The sequence below is a fragment of the Mesorhizobium sp. M1006 genome, assembly GCF_040318825.1.
GTDB lineage: Bacteria > Pseudomonadota > Alphaproteobacteria > Rhizobiales > Rhizobiaceae > Mesorhizobium.
Map to the genome: position 1 here is coordinate 74,922 of NZ_JAMYMZ010000020.1, position 21,179 is coordinate 96,100.

General features: G+C 63.1%; 24 protein-coding genes. 14 read left to right on the plus strand and 10 right to left on the minus strand.

The features are described from left to right. Positions 1-134 precede the first annotated feature (134 nt). Together NKH60_RS20030 and NKH60_RS20035 are read left to right on the plus strand one after the other, a co-directional pair. Positions 135-1,046: a DUF930 domain-containing protein gene (locus tag NKH60_RS20030; RefSeq protein WP_352834084.1), complete on the plus strand. Its 912-nt coding sequence runs from the start codon at positions 135-137 to the stop codon at positions 1,044-1,046. 152 nt (positions 1,047-1,198) lie between these two features. Continuing rightward, the gene (locus tag NKH60_RS20035; protein ID WP_352834081.1) at positions 1,199-1,999 is read left to right on the plus strand and encodes a class I SAM-dependent methyltransferase; all 801 of its coding nucleotides are present in this window, start codon (positions 1,199-1,201) and stop codon (positions 1,997-1,999) included. Positions 2,000-2,062: 63 nt separating this feature from the next. Here the strand turns inward: NKH60_RS20035 and NKH60_RS20040 are convergent, their stop codons facing one another. The 4 genes from NKH60_RS20040 to NKH60_RS20055 form a co-directional block, all read right to left on the minus strand. After that, positions 2,063-2,638: a dihydrofolate reductase family protein gene (locus tag NKH60_RS20040; protein WP_352451449.1), complete on the minus strand. Its 576-nt coding sequence runs from the start codon at positions 2,636-2,638 to the stop codon at positions 2,063-2,065. Positions 2,639-2,739: 101 nt separating this feature from the next. Next, positions 2,740-3,273 carry an SRPBCC family protein gene (locus tag NKH60_RS20045; protein ID WP_352472189.1) on the minus strand — a complete coding sequence of 178 codons (534 nt, stop codon included), beginning with the start codon at positions 3,271-3,273 and terminating at the stop codon, positions 2,740-2,742. After that, the gene (locus NKH60_RS20050; RefSeq protein WP_352569142.1) at positions 3,270-3,659 is read right to left on the minus strand and encodes an ArsR/SmtB family transcription factor; all 390 of its coding nucleotides are present in this window, start codon (positions 3,657-3,659) and stop codon (positions 3,270-3,272) included. Before NKH60_RS20050 ends, NKH60_RS20045 begins: the two co-directional genes overlap by 4 nt. Before the next feature lie 145 nt (positions 3,660-3,804). Next, on the minus strand, positions 3,805-4,440 hold the full coding sequence (locus NKH60_RS20055; protein WP_352834078.1) for an ankyrin repeat domain-containing protein: 636 nt from the start codon (positions 4,438-4,440) through the stop codon (positions 3,805-3,807). A gap of 229 nt (positions 4,441-4,669) precedes the next feature. On the opposite strand from NKH60_RS20055, the gene NKH60_RS20060 reads away from it, so the two are divergent. After that, the gene (locus NKH60_RS20060; RefSeq protein ID WP_352774375.1) at positions 4,670-5,524 is read left to right on the plus strand and encodes an aldo/keto reductase; all 855 of its coding nucleotides are present in this window, start codon (positions 4,670-4,672) and stop codon (positions 5,522-5,524) included. 230 nt (positions 5,525-5,754) lie between these two features. Here the strand turns inward: NKH60_RS20060 and NKH60_RS20065 are convergent, their stop codons facing one another. After that, on the minus strand, positions 5,755-6,060 hold the full coding sequence (locus NKH60_RS20065; RefSeq protein ID WP_023677305.1) for a hypothetical protein: 306 nt from the start codon (positions 6,058-6,060) through the stop codon (positions 5,755-5,757). 236 nt (positions 6,061-6,296) lie between these two features. Between NKH60_RS20065 and NKH60_RS20070 the strand changes: the two genes are divergently transcribed. The 11 genes from NKH60_RS20070 to NKH60_RS20120 all read left to right on the plus strand — a co-directional run bounded on the left by NKH60_RS20070 (position 6,297) and on the right by NKH60_RS20120 (position 15,129). Then, positions 6,297-7,589: an Nramp family divalent metal transporter gene (locus NKH60_RS20070; protein ID WP_352451453.1), complete on the plus strand. Its 1,293-nt coding sequence runs from the start codon at positions 6,297-6,299 to the stop codon at positions 7,587-7,589. A gap of 732 nt (positions 7,590-8,321) precedes the next feature. Continuing rightward, positions 8,322-8,879: an FMN reductase gene (msuE, locus tag NKH60_RS20075; RefSeq protein WP_352836588.1), complete on the plus strand. Its 558-nt coding sequence runs from the start codon at positions 8,322-8,324 to the stop codon at positions 8,877-8,879. A gap of 52 nt (positions 8,880-8,931) precedes the next feature. Continuing rightward, entirely contained in the window at positions 8,932-10,296 is a 1,365-nt protein-coding gene (locus NKH60_RS20080) for an LLM class flavin-dependent oxidoreductase (RefSeq protein ID WP_352451454.1), read from the plus strand. A 40-nt stretch (positions 10,297-10,336) separates the two neighbouring features. Next, positions 10,337-11,185 (plus strand): ABC transporter permease, encoded by an 849-nt coding sequence (locus NKH60_RS20085; protein WP_352836592.1) that lies wholly within the window; start codon positions 10,337-10,339, stop codon positions 11,183-11,185. Positions 11,186-11,243: 58 nt separating this feature from the next. Continuing rightward, a complete protein-coding gene (locus tag NKH60_RS20090; protein WP_352836596.1) occupies positions 11,244-12,242 on the plus strand; it encodes an ABC transporter substrate-binding protein in 999 nt (332 codons plus the stop codon). Between the two features lie 37 nt (positions 12,243-12,279). After that, positions 12,280-13,041, plus strand: coding sequence for an ABC transporter ATP-binding protein (locus NKH60_RS20095; protein WP_352836599.1), 762 nt, complete (start codon positions 12,280-12,282; stop codon positions 13,039-13,041). Between the two features lie 167 nt (positions 13,042-13,208). Beyond that, positions 13,209-13,841 carry a BA14K family protein gene (locus tag NKH60_RS20100; RefSeq protein WP_352836602.1) on the plus strand — a complete coding sequence of 211 codons (633 nt, stop codon included), beginning with the start codon at positions 13,209-13,211 and terminating at the stop codon, positions 13,839-13,841. A gap of 128 nt (positions 13,842-13,969) precedes the next feature. Next, the gene (locus tag NKH60_RS20105) at positions 13,970-14,299 is read left to right on the plus strand and encodes a DUF2934 domain-containing protein (RefSeq protein WP_287286361.1); all 330 of its coding nucleotides are present in this window, start codon (positions 13,970-13,972) and stop codon (positions 14,297-14,299) included. Between the two features lie 3 nt (positions 14,300-14,302). Next, positions 14,303-14,452 (plus strand): hypothetical protein, encoded by a 150-nt coding sequence (locus tag NKH60_RS20110; RefSeq protein ID WP_023677295.1) that lies wholly within the window; start codon positions 14,303-14,305, stop codon positions 14,450-14,452. Between the two features lie 152 nt (positions 14,453-14,604). After that, positions 14,605-14,865 (plus strand): hypothetical protein, encoded by a 261-nt coding sequence (locus NKH60_RS20115; RefSeq protein ID WP_352873102.1) that lies wholly within the window; start codon positions 14,605-14,607, stop codon positions 14,863-14,865. Positions 14,866-14,868: 3 nt separating this feature from the next. After that, positions 14,869-15,129: a hypothetical protein gene (locus tag NKH60_RS20120; RefSeq protein ID WP_023677293.1), complete on the plus strand. Its 261-nt coding sequence runs from the start codon at positions 14,869-14,871 to the stop codon at positions 15,127-15,129. Here the strand turns inward: NKH60_RS20120 and NKH60_RS20125 are convergent. From NKH60_RS20125 to NKH60_RS20145, 5 genes are all read right to left on the minus strand, one after another. After that, the gene (locus tag NKH60_RS20125; protein ID WP_352836608.1) at positions 15,126-15,830 is read right to left on the minus strand and encodes an SOS response-associated peptidase; all 705 of its coding nucleotides are present in this window, start codon (positions 15,828-15,830) and stop codon (positions 15,126-15,128) included. The genes NKH60_RS20120 and NKH60_RS20125 overlap by 4 nt on opposite strands. A 111-nt stretch (positions 15,831-15,941) precedes the next feature. Continuing rightward, complete coding sequence (locus NKH60_RS20130) at positions 15,942-16,160, minus strand: hypothetical protein (RefSeq protein WP_352836611.1); 219 nt, start codon at positions 16,158-16,160, stop codon at positions 15,942-15,944. Between the two features lie 1,080 nt (positions 16,161-17,240). Then, positions 17,241-19,028 carry an ABC transporter ATP-binding protein gene (locus tag NKH60_RS20135; protein ID WP_502898640.1) on the minus strand — a complete coding sequence of 596 codons (1,788 nt, stop codon included), beginning with the start codon at positions 19,026-19,028 and terminating at the stop codon, positions 17,241-17,243. A 9-nt stretch (positions 19,029-19,037) separates the two neighbouring features. Continuing rightward, the gene (locus NKH60_RS20140) at positions 19,038-20,066 is read right to left on the minus strand and encodes a glycosyltransferase family 2 protein (RefSeq protein ID WP_502896437.1); all 1,029 of its coding nucleotides are present in this window, start codon (positions 20,064-20,066) and stop codon (positions 19,038-19,040) included. A gap of 6 nt (positions 20,067-20,072) precedes the next feature. Continuing rightward, a complete protein-coding gene (locus NKH60_RS20145; protein WP_352473738.1) occupies positions 20,073-21,179 on the minus strand; it encodes a glycosyltransferase family 2 protein in 1,107 nt (368 codons plus the stop codon).

Sequence of the window (21,179 nt, forward strand, 5' to 3'; positions counted from 1 at the left end):
AATGACGACTTGATGCATGCGCTGCTGGCCCGGTCCCCTGCGCGGACGCCGACGCCACACGATTGGATGCCGCGCCGCATTGCAGCCGCCGACTTTCGATTCGCAACAGGTTATTTCGACGTCTGGCGGCATCGATGCTTGATGCCGCCAATATTTCATTCCACACACCGGTCACAATGAGAGACGACATACGGGATCAGCGCCGGGTATTCGGGTGGGCCTTGCCTGCCTCCGCGGTCGTGCATTTGCTCGCCGCCGCGCTTCTTTTGTCCGCACTGCCGCTGTCGCCCCCGCAGCCGCAGAAGGAGCAGCCCATCGCAGTTGATATCGTGCCGCCGCCTAAACCGCCGGAAAAAACCAAACCTCCGTCCCCCGCTGAACCGCCCAAGCCGGAAAAGCAGCCGGAAGCCAAGGTCGAGACGCCGACGAGCCGTGAGGTCACCGCGCAGAGACCTGTCTTCCAATTCGGTGAGAAGGACGCCGGTCCTCGCAAGTCTCTGGACGGCAACAGTGCGGAGGATGGTTCGGAACAACCGCCAGCGCCGCAAGTTCCCAGTAGCCAGGATCTTGCACAGCCACCTGCCGTGACAGCGGTTGAGGGGAAAGACCAGGCTCCGTCGCCTGGCGCATCACCGCCGCCGAAGCCCAAGCCAGCGGATGTCGCCAAAGTGCAAAGGCCCTTGAAGCTTCAGGAAGCGAAGAGATTGTTCTCAAAATCAGCAACCGGTGATCCGGTAGCGACAACCGCGATGAAAAATGTGCCGCGCGCCGTGCGGATCGGTCAGCTCTGCAACACGGAACTCGCACAGCAATTGGTGCACGCGTCGCCCCCCTATTTCCCAAACAGCCTGCTTGAGTATCGGCTGAAGGCCGGCACGGTCATGAACGTCGCCAGTGCGCCGTTCCCTGCAAACGGGCAGTGGTACGATCTGAGCTTTCGCTGCGAGGTCGATCCGGACGCGATGAGAGTCGTGTCGTTTGCCTTTCGTGTTGGAAATCCGGTGCCGCGCAGCGAATGGAAGCGCCGCGGATTGCCCGCCGAATAGGTGGTCGAGGCCACGGAGGCTGGCTGGCCGGCGCCATCAAATCCGGCCGGCGATGTCTTCGCGCGCTCCGGGCTGCCGAACCAACACGCGCCAAAAGTGGCTTTCGTCAGCGGCCGCCGAAGTCTAGCATACGGCTTTGGGAGGAGGCTTCGATGACTTCAAGTTTCAACGTTCATCATGCTGCCGGCTATGAGCAGCTCATGGGCCGCTGGAGCCAAAGACTCGCGCCGCTGTTCATCGACTTCGTGGGGCTTGCCGACGGCGAAAAGATCCTCGACGTCGGTTGCGGTACCGGCAGCCTGACCTTCGCGCTCGTCAAGGCCGCTGACCTCGGCGAGGTCGCGGCGATCGACTTTTCGGCCGTTTTCGTCGAGGAGGCAATCCGACGCAACACCGATCCGCGGATAAAAATCCGTCAGGCGGATGCCTGCGCCCTGCCCTTTGAGGATGGCGCGTTCGACCGTGCCCTAGCCCTGCTCGTGCTCCATTTCGTGCCCGAAGCCGGCAAGGCAGTCGCCGAGATGCGCCGCGTCGTGCGGCCGGGCGGCGTCGTCGCGGCGACGGTATGGGACCATCTCGGCGGCATGCCGGGGATGCGCATGATGATCGACACGGTGGCGGTGCTCAGTGAAGGCGGACGCCAGCTGCGTGCCCGCTATTGCACGCAGCCGATGATGCAGCCGGGTGAAATGAAACGGACCTTTGTCGAACAGGGTCTCCGCGACGTTACGGAAACCCAGTTGATGATCCGCATGGACTACCAAAATTTCGGTGATTACTGGGCGCCGATTGCCGCCGGCGAAGGGCCGCTCGGCAAGTATGTGGCCGCGCTCGATCCGGAAGAGCGGGCGCGCACCGACGCCGCCATGCGCGACGCCTATGAGGCCGGCCGGCCCGACGGCCCGAGGTCCTTTGCCAATGTCGCCTGGGCCTGCCGCGGTGCCGTTGCCTGACGTTGGCGCTAATGCACGCCGCGAAAAAGCGCGTCGCATGAGGCCGATCGAATGCGACGCGCTTTAGCCGATCCCGTAAACCAGCCCGACGCGGCCGTCCGAAAGCTGTTCGACCTTGCGCAGTTCGAGCCCACGACGATTTTTCGCCGTTCCAAACAGCGCCTTTCCGTCACCGGCGAGCAGCGGATAGACGATCAGCCTGAGTTCATCGACCAGCCCGGCATCGATAAGGCTCGCGGTAATTCGGGCGCCGCCCATAAGGTAGATGTCCTTGCCGGGCTGCTGTTTCAGCGCAGCGATATCCTCGAAATTCCGCACGAAGCGCGTCTTTGGCCAGGCCGCCGAAGTCATTGTGTTCGACAGCACATAATGCGGCGTCTGCGCGGCGAAGCTGGCCCATTCGAGCTCGGCCGGCTTCGGTAACTTGCCGGTCATCGGCAGCGGCTTGTCGGGCTCGTTCTGGATGGCGCTCCAGTAGCGCTCGTAGCCGGCATACATGACGCTGCCAAGCAGGCAAGCGTCGATTTGCGGCGTCAGGCCGTATTCGTCCGACCACGCGTCGACCCAATCGGCATAACCCTCGGGCCCCTCCATCTTGCCGTCGACGGAAATCTTCATTCCAGCGATCAATTTGCGCATGACTTCCTCCATCAGGCTTGCGGGATGCAAGCACGTTTCATCGTTTCAGCGTTGCTTCGTGTTGCTGGCGGCGACCTCAGGGATGGCCGCCGCGAGTTACATCAGGCCGGCAGGCGGCGGTCGTATTCTTCCCGCAGGCGGCTCCAGCCGTCCCAGAACGAGGTCGGCGTCTTGCCCGCCAGGCGGGCGGCCAGCAGGTCGAGGTGTATGTGCCAGCCGGCCGTGATGTTGAGCTGGATTGCACGTTCCGGCAGGCGGCGATGAACGACGGTGAGCAGCACATCGTTACCCTTCGCCTCCAGCAGGAAGGAGACGCCGCCGGTGTTTCCCCAGGTGATGGAAAGCTTGCGCGGCGGATCGAGTTCGGTGATCCGGCCCTCCATCCGATGCTCTTCGGGAAAGCCCGCGGGGCGCTGGCCAGGCGGGTCCGTCAGCTCGTCGTTACGCCAGACCAATTCGAACGAGCTGCCGGCCTTCATTTCCATCTGGCCCGCGGCCATCCATTGCCGGCGCAAGTCACTCTCGGTGAGATAGGCCCAGACGCGCTCGATGGGGCCGGGCAAGAGGCGCTGGATGGTGAACGTGGCGGGCTCGCTCAGCTCGCCATAGGCGTCGATGGTTCTCATCTGGTTCATTGCTCGTCTCCTTCTTTCGGGTTGGGCGATTTCCTGGACTCATCCTGGGCTTTGCGTGCGTCCTCTTCGCGAAGAAGGCGTTCGAGAACATCGAGACGACCGGTCCAGAAGCGCTCGTAGAAGCTGAGCCACTGATGGGCGCTGGCCAGCGGTCCAGGGGCTAGTCGGCACAGATGCGTGCGGCCCCTCACCTCTCGACGAATAAGCCCTGCGTTCTCCAGCGCCTTGATGTGCTTGGAGGCCGCCGCGAGCGACATCGCGAAGGGTTCCGCCAGCTGGCTTACCGTTTTCTCGCCATCGGCGAGATCGCGAAGCATGTGCCGCCGGGTGGCGTCGCCAAGGGCGTGAAAAACCGCGTCCATCTGGGGTGTCTCTAATTCAACCATGTAGTTGAATATAGACGCACGCTTTGAGATAGTCAACCGTTTGGTTGAATAATTTTTGTGAAGCGCCGCGGGGCCGTTTGCGCCATCGAGCGTGTCGACGTGACGGGAGATACGGACGCGCCCCGCGACAGTAAGGGCGAGGCCCTTATTTGCCGTTGAAGAAACTGTGGATCGCGGCTTCCAGCTTTTCGATAAGCTGAGAGTTGTGGCAGCTGCCAGCCCAGATCAGGGCGTTTAGCCTCATCTCTTTGTTGATAAAGCTCACTTTCCCAGAATCCAGCAGGTATTCCGCGATCTCGTAGTGCCGCCCCTTGATAGCCTCGATGAGCGCGTTGTTTCTCCCCGTCTTGTCGGTCAGATTTACTTCCGCGCCATTCTCCACGAGCAACTTGACGACTTCGAGATGCCCGTTCTTCGCCGCCTCGATAAGAGCCGTTCTGCCGTAGTAGTCAGCTCGCGCGTTGATCTCTATTTGGGGGTGTCTCACGAGGACTGCGATACACGCGTAATGTCCCTTGGCCGACGCAAGGCTCAAGGGCGTGCTCTTCCACTTGTTTCTGGCATTCACGTCGATTTCCGGGTCTTCGATCAGCGCCTCCACCACAGCTGTGCGGCCATTGAGGGCTGAAAGGTGAAGTGCAGACCAGCCGCCGTCGTCCGACTGATTGATGTCGGCGCCAGCCGCCAATTCCGATCGAACCGCCTCCGCATCGCCTTGTTCTGCCGCGACCAGCAGGGGCGACCAGTCTCTTGCCCCTTCGGCTTCCAAGCTGTTGGTCAACGCAGTCGCCTCCTCGGATAGTCCACAGAATACCACAGAATCCGCGATAGTGGGGTCGTCCTGTATAGAGTTCCCTGGAGTCCGTGGGTCACAGAGAGCTGTCGGCCCGAAGCGGAGGATCAGCGCTTCACGTCCGTCTCCTCACATTCTCCTGATATCGACTGGCTTTGGCGGCCATTCAGACTAGATAGAGCCTGCGCCGGGCGGAACGATGCAGAAGGACCTGAACATGCCTGAACAGATTACCCTGAATAGACCTGAACAAATCAGATTGAACGACGGCTCCGCCATTCCGCAAATCGGCCTCGGCGTGTGGCAGGTCGATCCAGCCATCACCGCCAAGGTGGTGCGCTGGGGAATCGAGGCCGGCTACAGGCTGATCGACACCGCCGAAGGCTATCAGAACGAGGAAGGTGTCGGGCAGGCGATCCGCTCGGCCGGCGTGCCGAGAAGCGAGTTGTTCATCACCTCGAAACTGCGCAACGGCGCGCATCAGCGCGACGCCACCTTGCGCGCCTTCGACGAGACGATGAGCAAGCTCGGCATCGAACAGATCGACCTGTTCCTGATCCACTGGCCGGTGCCCAGCCAGGACAGATATGTCGAGGCCTGGAAGACGCTGATCGAACTCAGGCAATCAGGCCGGATCAAGTCGATCGGCGTTTCGAACTTCAACCAGGACCACCTCGAACGGATCATCGGCGAGACCGGCGTCACGCCGACCGTCAACCAGATCGAGCTCCACCCCCGCTTCCAGCAGCGTGACAAACGTGAATTCCACGACAGGCACAACATCCGCATCGAGAGCTGGAGCCCACTGGGCAGCGGCCGGCTGTTGAGCGATCCGACGCTTGAAAGCATCGCCAGGAAACACGGCAAGTCGGTGGCGCAGACGATCGTCAGGTGGCACCTTCAGGAAGGGCTGATCGTCATTCCAAAGTCGATCCACCAGGACCGCATCGCCGCCAATTTCGATGTCTTCGATTTCGAGTTGGAAGCGAAGGACCTCGAGCTTATCCGGGGCATGGATTCGCCCGACGGCCGCACCGGCCCGAACCCCGCCACGGCCGCATTCCTGTTCTAACGAGGCGGGCCAACCGGGACGTTGGCATTCCTTCACACCCCCCTCTGTCCTACCGGACATCTCCCCTTCAAGGGGGAGATCGGCAGCTTCAATAGCCGCGCCCTTCTTGCAGCGTCGGAGATTAGCGAAGGCCGCGATGAGGGCCAATCTCCCTCCTTGAGGGGGAGATGGCCGGCAGGCCAGAGGGGGGCGCTGTCCCGCCAGCGATCAAAACTACCCTTCCCGCTCGCTCATATCCCGGAGCCATCCACCAGCGGCACATCTTCGCCCTCCCAGGGGCTAGGCATCGATCCCTTGCTGAGATTGGCCGACGGCAGCGGCATCCAGCACTTCAGTTCGGGTTCGGCATATTCGACGATGCGTCCTGGAGACGAGTCGGAGGCGCGCCAGCCTTCGCTGCCGAACTGATCGGCGCGGGCCCAGTAAGCCATGTCGACCTCGGCCGGACCCTGTTCGGACGGCCGAACCGTGACAAGGATTCTGCTGCCGTCCCTTGGCGCGCTCGACATGTGGCGCCACTGACCGGGCTCGTCCATTGCATTTCCTCCTGCGATCTTCGCCTCGAACGGATAGTCGCTTCGCGTTCGGAAGCGGTCAACCCGAACTTTTTTGCCTGAGACAAAACCCCTGTCCCGTCGTCGCGGAACAAGTCATGGCACGCCGGGTTTGGGCAAGTTGTTGAAGGAAGCAAAATGAGACCAGCGCCGCGACCGATCCTTACCATTATTGCATGGCAGGCCGCGTCTTTCGTTCGCAACCCGGTCCCGTCGCAATGAGGCAGGCCGGTTCCGATCATTCCATCCCACCGAAGGAGGGCAAAGGCGGCATAGGACGAGCGCTCGGCCTCGGACTGATAACAGGGGCGGCCGACGACGATTGTTCCGCAATAGGCACCTATGCCAGTGCCGGCGCCCGTTTCGGACCCGACCTGCTCTGGACGGCTCCGGTGACGTTGCCGATGATGTACGCGGTCGTCTACCTGTCGTCGAAGCTCGGCCAGGTGTCGGGGCGCGGATTGTTCCACGTCATCAAGGACTTCTACCCGCGGTGGCTGCTCTGGTCGGTGCTGTTGGGTGTGCTCGTCGGCAACACCATCGAGGCAGCGGCCGATCTTGGTGGAATGGCGGCGGCGATCAACATATTCGTGCCGCTTCCCATTCCGCTGATCGTGCTGTTCGTCGCCGCCCTCATCTTCGCCCTCCAGGTCTTCGGCTCCTATACTTTGATCCGCAACATCTTTCGCTGGCTGGCGTTGGCGCTGCTCGCCTATGTCGGTGCCGCCATTCTGGCCAAACCGGACGCCGCGGCGGTGCTGCGCGGAACGCTGCTTCCAAGGATCGAATTCAACCGCGAGTTCCTGTCGATCCTGGTCGCCATCATCGGCACCACGCTGTCCGCCTATCTCTACACGTGGCAGTCCAATGAGGAGGTCGAGGAGGAGATTGCCCAGGGGCGAACGACGCTCAGGCAAAGGAAGGGCGCCACCGCCGGCGAACTCCGCCGCTCGCGCCGGGACATCCTCATAGGCATGACGTTTTCAAATCTCATCATGTATTTCATCATCCTGTCGACGGGTGCTACGCTCTACAAGGCGGGCCACCACGATATCGACACGGCAGCGCAAGCGGCGGAGGCGCTGCGCCCGCTAGCCGGCCAAGCCGCAAGCGTCCTGTTCGCCGCAGGCGTGATCGGCGTCGGTTTCCTCGCGGTTCCTGTCATGACCGCCGGCGCTGCCTATGACGTGGCGCAAGCCATCGGCTGGAAAAACAGCCTGCACGCCCGGGCTCGAGAGGCACCCAAATTTTATCTCGCCATCGGATTTTTTACGGCGATCGCCGCCGGCCTCAACTTCCTTGGCTTCAATCCGATGAAGGCGCTGGTCTGGTCCGGCATCGTTCAGGGCTTCTCGACGCCGCCCTTGTTGCTGCTCATCATGCTGATGACGAACAGCCGCAGGATCATGGGGGAGCAGGTGAACAGCCGCAGCACCAACATACTCGGTTGGGCAACGACCGCCGCCATCTTCTCGGCGACGATCGGCCTGGTGGCCACCTGGTTCATGTAAATCCGGCAGGACAAGGGACGCCGCTAGTTGGATTACCCGTTCCCGCTTGCGGATTGCCCCAGCTTTGCCTGCCTTGGAAACTCCACAACATCTCCCACCGGCCGCTTGTATTGCGCTGCGACAATTGCATCGATCAGGAGATCCAGAGCCGCACGAGCCGTGCGGCTCGTCTCGTCCTCGCCGCTCAAATAGTGGCAGGCTCGTTCAAGGTGCAGGTGTGCGGCGGCAAAGTCGCTTGTCATAGGCATCTCCCTGTTGCCCGCCCGCCGGCAAGATGACCGCCTCGATTTAGCCAAAAGCAAATATCCACAGCCGGATTTGAATCAAATTGACCTGACTCACTGCATGCCGCGGAGCCGCTCCAGCGCCGTGGCCTGTGCCTCGCTTGCATCCTCCCCGAGGACCGCTAGGCCGTCGAGGATTGTGGTATCGGGACATAGTTCCTCGACGTCGCGCCGAGAGCGTCCGAGGGCGACTTGCCTTATATGTCCGGCCGGCTTCATGCGCTCTGTCCGACGCGCTGCGCCATCGCGGCTGAAGGCGCTGTGGCGGGTTTTCAGCGCGCTGCGGCGCATTGAATGAACCAATTGCAGGCGATGTGCCGCAAACTCCGTTCGCCCAATGCGCTACTTTTGAAATTTTCTCACTCTCTTAATTCTACAAACTCTCTAGATTTAACATAGATCGCTAGACCCAAGATCCTAAAATAGAGCGCTTGAGAGGGAGCCAGGAATGTCGAAAAAGCTCGTGGTGGGGCTGTCGGGCAACTTGACCCGGCCATCGAAGACCAAGGCGTTCGTCAGCCACATTGTCGAGCAGGCCGCCGAAAGCATCGGCGCGGCCTCGGCCGTCTTCGACATCGAGGATCTCGGCGCGTCCCTGCCGCAGGCAAGGCGCCTCGGCGACCTCGACCCCGCGGCGCGCAACATCGTCGAACGGCTGCTGGGCGCCGACATCCTGGTGGCCGGCTCGCCGACTTTCAAAGGCAGCTATACCGGGCTTTTTAAGCACTTCTTCGACCTGCTCGATCCGTCATCGCTGAGGGGCAAGCCCGTCATCCTCGCCGCGACCGGCGGCGGCGAGCGCCATTCGCTGATCGTCGAGCACCAGCTGCGGCCGCTGTTCGGCTTCTTCGAGGCGCTGACCGTACCGACCGCGATCTACGCCTCCGACAAGGACTTTGCCAATGGTGTTCTGGTGTCCGAAGCCATCCACGCCCGCGCCCGGCAGGCGGTCGCCGAGGCATGCCGGGTAACCGGGGTGCCCTACGGCGTCGGCCTTGCCGCCTGAACGCACCACTGACCCGAGATCCCCTTTCCGATCCGTCCAGGAGCACGCCGCGATGACCAGATCCACCAAATCCAGGCAAATCAAACTGGGCGCTTTCCTGCCCGGCGGCGGACAACATATCGCCGCCTGGCGCCACCCCGAGGCGCCGGCCGACGGCGCCACCAATTTCGAGTTCCACAAGCAGCTCGCCCTGATCGCCGAGCGCGGCCTGTTCGATGCCTATTTCCTCGCCGACAATCTGACGGTCGGGCTCGGCGCCCGCGAAGGCGGCAACGCCAAGATCGCTGGCTTCGAGCCAGTGACGCTGTTTGCTGCGCTGGCGCCGCTCACTACGCATCTCGGCTTCATCGCTACCGCCTCGACCACCTACGAGGAGCCCTACACGCTCGCCCGCAAATTCGCCTCGCTCGATCATCTGTCGAATGGCCGCGCCGGCTGGAACGTCGTCACCTCGGCCGGCGACGAAACAGCGCGCAACTTCAATCGCGAGACGCAGCCTGCCCACGCCGAGCGCTATGCCCGCGCGCATGAGCATGTCGAGACGGTCAAGGCGCTGTGGGACAGCTGGGAGGACGATGCCTTCATCCGCGACAAGAAATCGGGGCGCTTCTACGACAAGGACAAGCTCCACGACATCGACCACAAGGGCGCGCATTTCAGCGTGAAAGGGCCGCTCAACGTGCCGCGCCCGGTGCAGGGGCACCCGGTCGTGGTGCAGGCGGGGCAATCGGAAGACGGTCGCAAGCTCGCCGCCCACTCGGCGGAAGTCATCTTCACCGCCCATCAGAACCTGGCGTCGGGGCAGGAATTCTATCGCGATATCAAGGCGCGCGTGACGGCCGTCGGCCGCGATCCCGAGCAGGTGCTGATCATGCCGGGCGTGGCACCCTTCGTCGGCCGCACCGAAGAAGAAGCGCGCGCCAAGTACCAGCAACTGAACGATCTCATCCTGCCCGAAGACGGCGTCGCCCTGCTCAACGGGCTGGCCGGCCAGACGCTCGACATCACCGGCTATCCGCTCGATGGACCGCTGCCGCCGAGCAAGGAGACCGAAGGCATGAAGAGCCGCCAGGCGCTGATCCGCCAGATTGCCGACGAGCACAACTTCACCATCCGACAGCTCTACCAATGGGTGGCAACGGCCCGCGGCCATTATACCGTCATCGGCAGCGCCACGCAGGTCGCCGATCAGCTGGAGGAATGGTTCGGCAACGAAGCCGCCGACGGCTTCAACATCCTGCCGCCCTGGCTGCCCGGCGGGCTCGACGACTTCGTCGAGCTGGTGATTCCCGAGCTGCAGCGCCGCGGCCTGTTCCGCACCGCCTATGAAGGCAGGACGTTGCGCGAGAACCTCGGCCTCAGGCGGCCGGAAAACCCCTGGACCGCCGCCCGCTCGGCGGTGCTGGCCGCCGAATAATCCCGAGAAGCCCGATATTTTCCAAGCAGGAGGCAACACGATGACCTTGCAGCACATCGAACAGGCCGCCAGCCTCGGCACGCCTGACAGCACGACAAGCCTCGGCACGGACTTCCTGCGCCTCGGTGGCCGGGCGGGCATCCGCTTCCTGTCGCGCTACGGCGTCCTCATCGCTTTCCTCGCAATCTGGCAAGTGTCGAGCAGCGCGGGCTGGGTCAACGCGGCCGTGCTGCCGCCGATCGACATGATTGTCGCGGCACTTTGGAAGGGGCTGGTCGGCGGCACTCTGCTCAGCGACATCGCCATCAGCCTGCAGCGCGCCGGTCTCGCTTTCGCGGCCGCCGTGCTGGTCGCCATCCCGCTTGGCCTGTTCATGGGTCAGGTGCGCACGGTCGAGACCGCGCTCGATCCCATCCTGCAGGTCTTCCGCCAGACCTCGGCGCTGGCGCTCTATCCCGTCTTTATCCTGCTGCTTGGGCTCGGCGAAGCGTCCAAGGTATTCGTCATCTTCTGGGCGACGCTGTTCCCGCTGCTGCTCAACACCATCGGCGGCGTCAAGCAAGTCGATCCGAAACTGCTGGAGATGGCCCGCGTCTATGGTGCCAGGCAGCTCACCGTCTTCCGTCGCGTCGTGCTGCCCGGCGCCGTGCCGTCGATCTTCGTTGGGCTTAGGCTCAGCGCCACCACGGCGCTGCTGCTGTTGATCGCTTCCGAAATGATCGGCGCCAACAAGGGCATCGGCTTCCAGGTGATGAACGCGCAATACAATTTCCAGATCCCGCTGATGTTTGCGGCAATCGTCATCCTCGCCGGCCTCGGCCTGATCGCCAACCAGGCGCTGGTCAGCCTGCAGCGCCGGCTCTGCCGCTGGAGCAATGCCGTCGACTGACCACCCGCGCTTACCAATCTCAACCAGGCCAGAACTCAAATCAGGAAAGACCCGGACCATGAAAATCTCCCGCCGTTCCCTGCTTGCCGGCGCGCCCTTCGCCGCCGGCCTTCTCACCGCCGGCCTGCCGCGCTTCGCCTTTGCCGAAGCGGCACCCGTCAAGTTCCGCTCCCTCGCCAGCCGTGGCAGCATCTCTCCGCATGAGTTGGCCGCCGAGCTCGGCTATTTCAAAGGCCTCGGTATCGAGGTCGAGAATGTCGGCTATTCCGGCGGCGGCCCGGAATCATTGTTTGCGCTCGCCTCCGGCAGCGTCGATATCGGCTCGGCTGCAACCGCCGCCGTGATCAACTCGATCTCCGGCGGCAACGACTTCGTCGCCGTCTATCCGAGCAACGGCATCAACAGCAAGGTGCGCAGCGTCTTCTACGTGCTCGACGACAGCCCGATCAAATCGATCGCTGACATTGCCGGCAAGACCATCGCCGTCAACACGCTCGGCGCCCATCTCGACTATACCGTGCGCGAGGCGCTGCACAGCGTCGGCCTGTCGCCGGATGCCGCCAATCTCGTCGTCGTGCCCGGACCGCAGCTCGAGCAGACCTTGCGCTCCCGCCAGGTCGACATCGCGGCGCTGGGCTACTGGCAGGCGACGTTTGCCGGGGCGCTGGTCGACAATGGCGGTGTGCGTGGCGTGTTCAACGACACCGACGTGCTGGGCGAGCTGGCCGGCGGCTTCGTCGTGCTCAGGCGCGACTTCATCGCCGCGCATCCCGACGCCGCCCGCAACTTCGTCGAACAATCGGCGCGCGCCTCCGACTGGTCGCTGCAGAACCCCGACGAAGCGCGCAAGGTGCTGGCAAACATCCTCGACAAGCGCGGCGAAAACGGCGAGCTGGCGCGTTATTGGACCGGCTTCGGCCTGCGCCAGGGCGCCAAGGCGACGGACCGCGACATCGACTTCTGGGTCAGCGTGCTCGAGCGCGACGGCCGCCTGCCAAAGGGCAAGCTGAAGGCAACAGACATCCTCTACCGGCCGGGCGAAACCAAGACCAACTGACAAAAGCAACCGACCAACCAGTTGGGAGACGAGCGCGATGAGCAGCACAAGCGGCGGTCAGGTCAGCATACGCGACCTGTCCAAATCGTTCAGCATCAGTGGGCGCTCGCTCGCCGTGTTGAGGACCCTCAACCTCGACATCCGCTCGGGTGAATGCCTTGTTATCGTCGGCGCCAGCGGATCGGGCAAGACCACGCTGCTGCGCATCCTAGCCGGGCTGGAGGCCGCCGACAGCGGCGGCGTCGCCATCGACGGCAAGCCGGTGCACGGCGTCGGCGCCGAGCGTGCGGTGATTTTCCAGGAACCGCGCCTGCTGCCCTGGCTGACGGTGCTCGGCAATGTCGCCTTCGGTCTCGAAGTGCGCGGCGTGCCCAAGGCGGAGGCCGAGGAAAGGGCGCGCTTCTATATCGCGCTCGTCGGCCTCGCCGAATTCAGCGATGCGTTTCCGCGGCAGCTGTCGGGCGGCATGGCGCAGCGCGTCGGCATCGCCCGCGCGCTGACCGTGCAGCCCGAAATCCTGCTGCTCGACGAGCCGCTGGGCGCGCTCGACGCGATGACCAAGATCGGCATGCAGGAGGAACTGGCGCGCATCTGGAGCGAGGAGAACGTCACCATGGTGATGGTGACGCACGACCTCGAGGAAGCGATCTACCTCGCCGACCGGGTGCTGATCCTGCCCAAGGAGGAAGGCGGCGCGGCGCGGCTGATCGACATCGACCTGCCCCGCCCGCGCGAGCGCAGCGAAAGCCGCTTCGTACGCTACCGCGAGGAACTGCTGCGCGAATTCGGCCTGCACTGAAAGCCGCCTAAGGGGCCTTGGGTCCTCGCCCCGCAAAGCGGGAGAGGTGTCTCGGCGTAGTCGAGACGGAGAGAGGGGTCCTCCTTTAGTGCCCTGCCCCCACCCTCTTCCTGGAACCGGATTCCCCACCCCCGCATTTCCTTAACCGGGAGGCGAAGGAGCGCGGCATGAAAGCCTTGTTCGCAATCTTTGGCGGCTTCGTGCTGACGCTTGCCGTATTCGCCAGCGGCCTCGCCTTCGCCACCTGGCTTCTGATAGCCAAGCCGGTACGGCCGGCCGCCCCGGTCTCCAGCGTCGCCGAACTGTGGACCAGGGACCCGCGACCGGTGAACCCGGCCGCGCAGCGCCTCGAGCGCCTTCCGGCCCGCCCGGTCCCCGTTCGCACCTCGGAAGTTGATCGCAGCTCGAAACCCGCCGATGCCGCAGCGTCGACAACCGACATCACCGCGACCGGCTCTATCCAGCCGCCAGCGGAAAAGCAGCAGACGCTACCCGCCGCCCACGTGGAATGGTGCGCAAGCCGCTACCGCTCCTACAGGCCGGACGACAACCACTACACATCCTACAGCGGACAACAGCGCCCCTGCATCTCGCCCTATCTCGGCGCCGCCGATGACGGCAGCTATTTCGAGGCGAGCGATACGTCGTCGGTGGCGGGCTACGCGCCATCGGATGAACCCGGCGCCGCCGAGCTCTCATTCGACCACGTGCAATACTGCTTCAGCCGCTACCGGTCATATCGACCGGAGGACAACAGCTATCAGCCGTATTCGGGCGGGCCGCGCCGGCAGTGCGAGTAGGCAGGCCGTGGGGTGGCTGGCGGCCGCAGTGCATGGCGCCTTGTGCGACCCCACCCAACGATCACGCAGATTTCTTGGATCGTTCGGGTTGGCGCGGCGTTCATCCGATACCCAAAGGAGAAATCAACATGGGCGACGACCGGGAAGACAAGATTCGTGAGCGCGCATACCAGATCTGGGAACGCGAAGGCGGGATCCATGGCGATCCCGAGCGGCACTGGCACCGGGCCGAGGCCGAGATCGACAGGGAGGCAGCCCTGCCGCTGACGGCAGGCGATGCCCTGCCGGAAACCCGCGAGGTCGCGAGCTCCGACGTCTTGACGGTGGAGGCCCTGGCGGTGCGCACCGGCATATCGGGCGAACAGGCGCAGGAGCTGATCGACAGGCTGGGCAACGACAGGGCGGCTATCGAACAAGCCGCGCGCAACCTCAAGGGGAAGCAGCGCCTCGGGGAGTGACAGATGATCAGAAAACTCAAAGACGGAAAATACCGCCTCTATTCGCGCAAGAAGGACGAAAAGACCGGCAAGCGCCGCAATCTCGGCACCTTCGATACCCGCGAGGCCGCCGAAAAGCACGAACGTGAGGTGCAGTATTTCAAGAGGCATTGAGGCGGCGTGCTGTCGCTTCGATGCCTCCATTAGTTTCTGTTGAGACAGAACAAAACGGGAACAAAAATGTCAAGAGCGAATTGACTCTGCGAGGAATGCCTTCCTATTTGTCAGTAAGCGGGGCGGTTGCTCACAAATCGAGGAGAGCCGCGATGGGCAGACGAAAAAGCCGGTTTGACAGGCTGTCGGCGAGGGATGCGGGGGCGATCATCAGGGACGCTTTGAGCCTGCGCAAGACGGTGCTGTCGTCGCAGCTGCATCTGCAGGCGCATGGCGAGCTGTTCTGGCAGCTTTGCGGGCTTGTCGAGAAATTGCACGAGGTGCTGGCCAGCGTCGCGGAGAAGGAGCCCGATTATCGGATGGCGGAGCTTGGCCTGCTTCCGCTGCCCGAGGATTACTCGACCCGGAAATGAGCCATGGCCGGGCCGATGGACAGCGTTGGGCGTGCCGCCAAGGCCAACATGCTGCTTATCGTGGAGTGCGGCCATTGCTACCATGTCGGACGCTTCAGGGCGAATGACGTGGCCCAGGTGGTGGGCTGGAACAAGCCGCTGGAAGCGATCAGGTTCAGGTGCAAACGATGCAGCCGCAAGGACACGACGGTGAAGACGCAGTTCATCGACCAGGACCATCCACCCAAGGGCTACATCTGGGTGCTGCAGAAATTCAAGCGCTAAAACAACGAGCCTTGCGCCGGCGCCTGCTGCGGAAACTTGATCTGTGTCGCCGGTTTTTCGACGATCACCAGCGCGTCATCGGGCGCCGTGCGCTGCAGGTGCCTTGCCTCCGACCATGGCGCGGTGAGCCAGGCCTCGGTTTCTTCCGGCGTGGTCAGGATCACCGGCATCGCCTTCTCGTGGATCGGCGAGATCAGCGCGTTGGGCTGGGTCGTCATGAAGCCATAGACCTGGTGATCGGCGGGGCCGTCCTTGACCTTGCGAAGGCCATGCCAGCGCGTCCACAGGCCGGCAAAGAAGAATAGCGGGCGGTCCTCGCCGAGTGCAAACCAGTAGTTGCGCTGAATGCCGGTCTCGGGGTCCTTGTCGCCGGGCGTCGGGCTGGGCTCGGCGAAGCTGGTGACGGGCACCACGCAGCGGTTCTCGATGCCGAGATATTGCTGCCAGTGGCCGTATTGCGGATTGCGGATATTGGTGGTGCCATAGTCGGCCTTGCCCTTGACCCGCTCCAGTGGCGTCGGCATGCCCCACAGCAGATTGGCCAATTCGCGTTCGCCGTCCGGCGTGTTGCGCACCACAGGGCCGGGCTGGTTGGGATAGATGTCGATGGAGGGTTCGAGATTGCCGAGGATGTCGCGCAAGGCGCGGGTCCACTGGCGGATGGCCTCCTGGCTGGTCGTGATGTTGTAGAGATTGCACATTTCAGGCCGTTCCCGGATGCTCAGGCATCTTGTTGGAAACGGCCTGGAATTTCCAGCGCTGTGCGTCGGGTTGCTGACACGGCAGGCCGTGTCAGCAATGGTTTGTGAGACTTACCGCGCCGATTGTCTCATAGCTTGTGCGGCGACTGCGGCGAGAAAAGCCCTCGCCGCGGCATCGCAGGCCGCTCGAGACGGGCCTTTGGCGAAAAGAAGAAGCTCGGCGGCTCGAATGTTGAGCCCGTGCTTCCTTGCGAATGTGGCTAGATCGTAAGGCTTGTTGTCGTAAGGTTCGTCGGCGTAGTCGATCGTCAGATCGTAGTTTTCTTTCATTTTCTTCCTCCCTTTAGCGATCTCCCCCTCCTGTCGCTAACGCAAAATTAACGTCGATGGCGGCGGGCGAGTCCACCAATCAGAGATTGTGTAAAAAACGTACGAGCTCGCATGCTCGCCCTCGCAACGGGCCTGCGAGCAATCGCTGCGGACCGGACCGGTCGAAAGAGCCGATTATGATGGCAATGTTGGAAAGGCTGCCACGGCCTGGTGCTACGGGGTGTCCGAGACGCCTAGCGTGCCTAAATGGCCGGCATTTTCATCTTCCAGGCCCCGGTCCGCAGCCGGCCCCGTTGGGTCCGGCTAAAGGATAAATCCGGCTAATAACACCGTGAGGAGCAGCGACAGCGGAACGGCCGCAAGACACCAGATCTCCAACGTGTTGTTTTGCAGCGGGTCCATCGTCAGCCTCACTTTTTGGTTTGTCATTGTGACACTAACGGTTGGTCGGAGGTAGCGGTTCCAAAGCGACGCCGTTCATAGAGCGCTGCCTGTGCTGCATATTAGCAACAGCTTGACGACCGCTGCGTACCGCTTGGACAACTTCACTGGCGCTGGTGGATGCGTATTCCGCAGGACTGCAAGCGCCCTCGGCATCAGTCGTGCGGGGACAGATCGCCGCCCATGATCAGCGCCGAGCCGGTCATGCTCCGGGACCCGATGGCTGCATCTATCTCCGGCCGAAGTTTCGCTACCACCGAGCCGATCCGATGTTCACTCCAGCCAGCGATGCGCGTTTACAGGGACCTAAGTCTGACCTGCCTGCGCAATGGTCTTGTGTACGGCCGGCGTCGGGAACAACTGCGCCCGTCTTCAGTTGAAGGCGTCACCTCCTCGAGGAGACATCGGCGCAGAATCAGTCCCTTCATGCGCTGATTAGGGTCCGCCTGCCATTGCTGGATTTGGCAGGCGGACCCTTGGTTCTGTACGCTCCAGATGAAAAGCGGGTAAGCTCGGGATCACTCATCATCCCAGAAACCCCGTAGAGACGTATGGCGGAGGTCTTCCTCGCCCCTGAGATGCTTGACCCGGCTTGACATCCGAGACGACCTCCCAGCGCGCGCACGCAGCGGGTCGCCCTCAGCCTTCCAGCGCCTCGTGCTGGTAAAGCTCGTCCATGCTGAGCGTCGCAAGCGCGGCGAACGGCGCCTGCTTTTTCACACGGCCGTGGCTCAGGATCACGACGTCGTCGCAGAACGAGATGGTGCTGCGATGATGGCTGATGACGATGGTAGTGCGGCGGCCGGCCCGCGACTTGAGCGTCTCGACGATTGCCGCTTCCGACAGGCCGTCCACCGCATTGGTGGCTTCGTCCAGGATCAGGATATCGGGATCGCGCACCAGCGCTCTGGCCAGCGCGATCCGCTGTCGCTGTCCCGCCGAGAGATTGACGCCGCGGTAGCCGACGACCGTCCAGTAACCCTGCGGCAGTTGCTCGATGAAGCCATGCGCTTCGGCCAGTTTTGCCGCGCGCTCGGCGTCATCGGCCGAGGCCGCGTCCTGGCCGTAGATGATGTTGTCGAAAATCGTGCCGTCGACCAGCTCCAGCTCCTGGCTGGCAAGCGCGATGTGCTTTCGCCACTGGCCGGGGTCTATGCGGTCCAGCGGCGATCCATCGACGAGGATCCTGCCGCTATCCGGTTCGACGAAGCGGCACAAAAGGTTGACGATCGTCGTCTTGCCGGCGCCCGACCGGCCGATCAGCGCGGTCGAGCGGCCGCTACGGATATCGAAACTCGCCGCATGCAGCACCACCGCGCGCTGCTCCGAGCCGGAATAGGTAAAGGTGACGTCCTCGAACTTGATGCCTTGGCTGAGCCCGGGGAACGCTGCGCTGCCTTGCGGCGGCGCTGGCTTGTCGGATGGGTCCAGCATCCACGTCACCTCTTCCAGCGATCCGCTGAGGCCCTGCAGCTGGCTCCAGGCCATTTGCAACGATCGCATGTAGGGCTGCAGCCTGTAGAGCAGGATGACGAAGGCGACGATCAGCGGGAAGGAAACATTGGCGAACCAGGCGCCGATCACCACCGCCAGGAACAGCATGGCGTGCAGAACCTCGGTCAGCGGCGGCAAAGCTCCCTGGCGGGTTAAAAGCACGAACGCCGCCCGGCGCACCGCATCCGATGCCTGGTCGAATGCCGCCTTCTCGCGTTGCTCCTGGCCAAAAATGCGGATCAGCCGCCCGGCATGCACCAGATGCAGCATCTGCGATGCGAGCTGGCTGTTGCGGGAGGCGACGCTGCGGCTCGGCGCCTTCAGATTGGCCGACAGCACGGCGTGCGCGACCTGGACCAGCGCCAGGCCCAGCGTCACCAGCAGCGTCATCTGCCACGACAGGAGCAGCAGGAAGGCCAATAGGATGATTGCGGCCGATGCATTGACGATTGCCCCCAACGTGATCTGGATGGCATCCGAGGCCCGCCAGGATTCGTTGGAGATGATGTTGAGCAGCCGTCCCGGGCTTTGCTGCAGGAAGAATGGGTAGCCCACCCGCAGCAGCCGCTCCGACAGCGCGCTGCGGATCGAATGGCTTGCCTTGCCATAGATAAAGGTGGTCAGCAGCGTGTTGGCGAAAGCGAACAGGTTCTTCAGCACGATCGAGCCGAGGATGGCGACCGATATGACGATCAGCCGGTCGCGCTCGCTCAAGCTCGATCCGACATGCTGGAAGACGGCGGAAAAGCCAGCCATGCCGGTCTGCCCCTGTTGCCCCATGATTATGTTCAGCAACGGGATGATCAGGCCGATGCCGAAGCCTTCAAGCGCGGCGCTGAGCAGCCCGAGCACCACCACGGCCGGAAGCAGACGCAACTGTTTTTGCCCGAGCGCGCGGCGCAGCATCGGTAGGCTGGGCGGCATCAGTCGCATGATGGCGGATCACCTTGCCTCGGCATTTGCCTGTTGCTCCTGTCGCATTTCCGTCGTTTCGGGGGATTTCGCCAGCAAAAGCACCGCGAACTTGGCCGCGCCCAGCAAGTTCATGCCGATGATCGGCCAGTGCGACAGCTGGAGTTCACGGTCGAACAGCGGGCCTTTCCCCAATTCGCGCAAGGCCGCCCTCATCGACCAGTAGAAATGCCGAAGCAGCCACGGCGCGTTGCGGATATGCTTCAGGCAAAGCCCGCCATTGCCCATGCTGTAGTCGCGATGCAGCTTTTCGATGGCCTTGCGGTCGCGCCGGCCGTGATGGTGATAGATGGTCATGTCGGGCACGTATTCGACCGGAATCCCAAGCAGCACCGCCCGCACCAGATAGTCCGTATCCTCCGCCGATCGCAGCGGGCCGCCGGCGCCGAACCGTTCGTCGAACCGCCCGATACGGGCGGCGACATCGCGATGCATCGTCATGTTGCAGCCAAGCACGAAGCCGCCGGGATGGACATCCGGCGTAAGCCGCGCGCGCACCGGCGACCGCTTGATGGTGAACGGCAGGTCGCGGGGGTCGCCGATCTCGACGCGGCCGCCGCGGATGACCCGTTCGCCGGCCGCATAGTGCCGCTGCAGATCGCGCAAATAATCCTTGTGGACAGCGCAATCATCGTCGACGAAGACCAGCACGCGGCCCCGCGCCCGCTCCAGCCCGGCGTTGCGCGCGGCCGCTAATCCGGGTCGCGGCTCGCAAATGGCGGTGAACGGGATGTCCGACAGTTCGGCGATGCTGGCCAGCCGTTTGGCCGTGCTGTCGGTCGAGCCGTTGTCGACAACCACCAGCTCGGCGGCAAAGTCGGCATGGGCACGACACGCGGCCTGGATCGAGCTGATGCAGGGCTCGAGTACGGCGACACGGTCGCGTGTGCAGACAATGAAGCTGACCGCCGGCGCCGGTCCTTGCTGCGGCCGCGGCGACATGGCCGCCGGCACCGTCGAGCGGCCGCGCTGCTGGAGCTGGTGCGATTTGACGAACATGCGTTGCTAGCTCAACTGGTTCGAAGGCAAAACCGCCGCGGCCGGCACGGACTGCAGATACCGCGACAGGGCATCCACCTGCCTGGTGACCGACATCGAGGCGAGACTGAAGCGCGGCGCGAAGGCACCGGTCCGAAACACGTACTGCTCGCGCCGCCGGATGAGGTTCCATTTCGCCGTCCGCGTCAGGAATTCGTGCATCAGCAGCGGCTGCCTTTCCCCCGATATCAGCTGGTAGTGGAAATAGAACAGGTTCAGCGTGCCGGCCTGGTAACTCGGCCTCGTCTCGGCTGGCAGTGCCGAAATCCTTTCTTCCAGCGCAAGGATCCATTCGGCGGCACGGCGAACCGTGTCCATCGACAGGACCTCACCGATGTCGCGCAGGCCTTGCGTCTCTTGTGCGAGCCCTTCGCGCTCGAGGTTCTCGGCGACGATCTTCAAATGGGTCCTGCGCATTTCGCGCTTGTGCCTGTTGGTCACGCTGTCGTCATGGATACGATAGGCGATCAGGCTTTCGGGGATCATGGCCGCCGGGTAGCGGTCGGTCAGCCGCCTGAACAGGTCGAAATCCTCGGCATGCTTGTAGCTTTCGTCATAAAATAGAACGCTCTCTTCGATGACCTTCCTGTTGTAGACGACCGTGGAATGCATGAAGATCGTGAAGAACATCGACAGTATTCGCAGGATATTGTCCTGGAATATCGGATCGGGCGAACCCCGGACGATGCGGTTGCCGAGCAAGGTATCGAAACCCGCGCCGCATAGAGCCAGGTCAGGCTGCTGGTTGAACAGCGCGACCTGCCGCGACAGGCGCTGGGGATAGGCGATGTCGTCGGCGTCCATCCTGGCGACCAGATCGCCGCGCGCCACGGCCAGGCCTTCGTTCAAAGTTGCGATCAGGCCACGGTTTTCGCGTGAGATGATCGAGATGCGATTGTCGGCCTGGCGGTATTTCTGCAGGATCTGCAGCGAGTTGTCGGTCGAGCCGTCATCGATGGCGATGACCTCCAGACGCTCGTAATCCTGGCGCAGGACGCTGCCCAGCGCAGCGGCGAGATAAGGTCCCGCATTGTAGATCGGCAGCAGAACGGAAACCAAGGGAGCAGCAGCCAT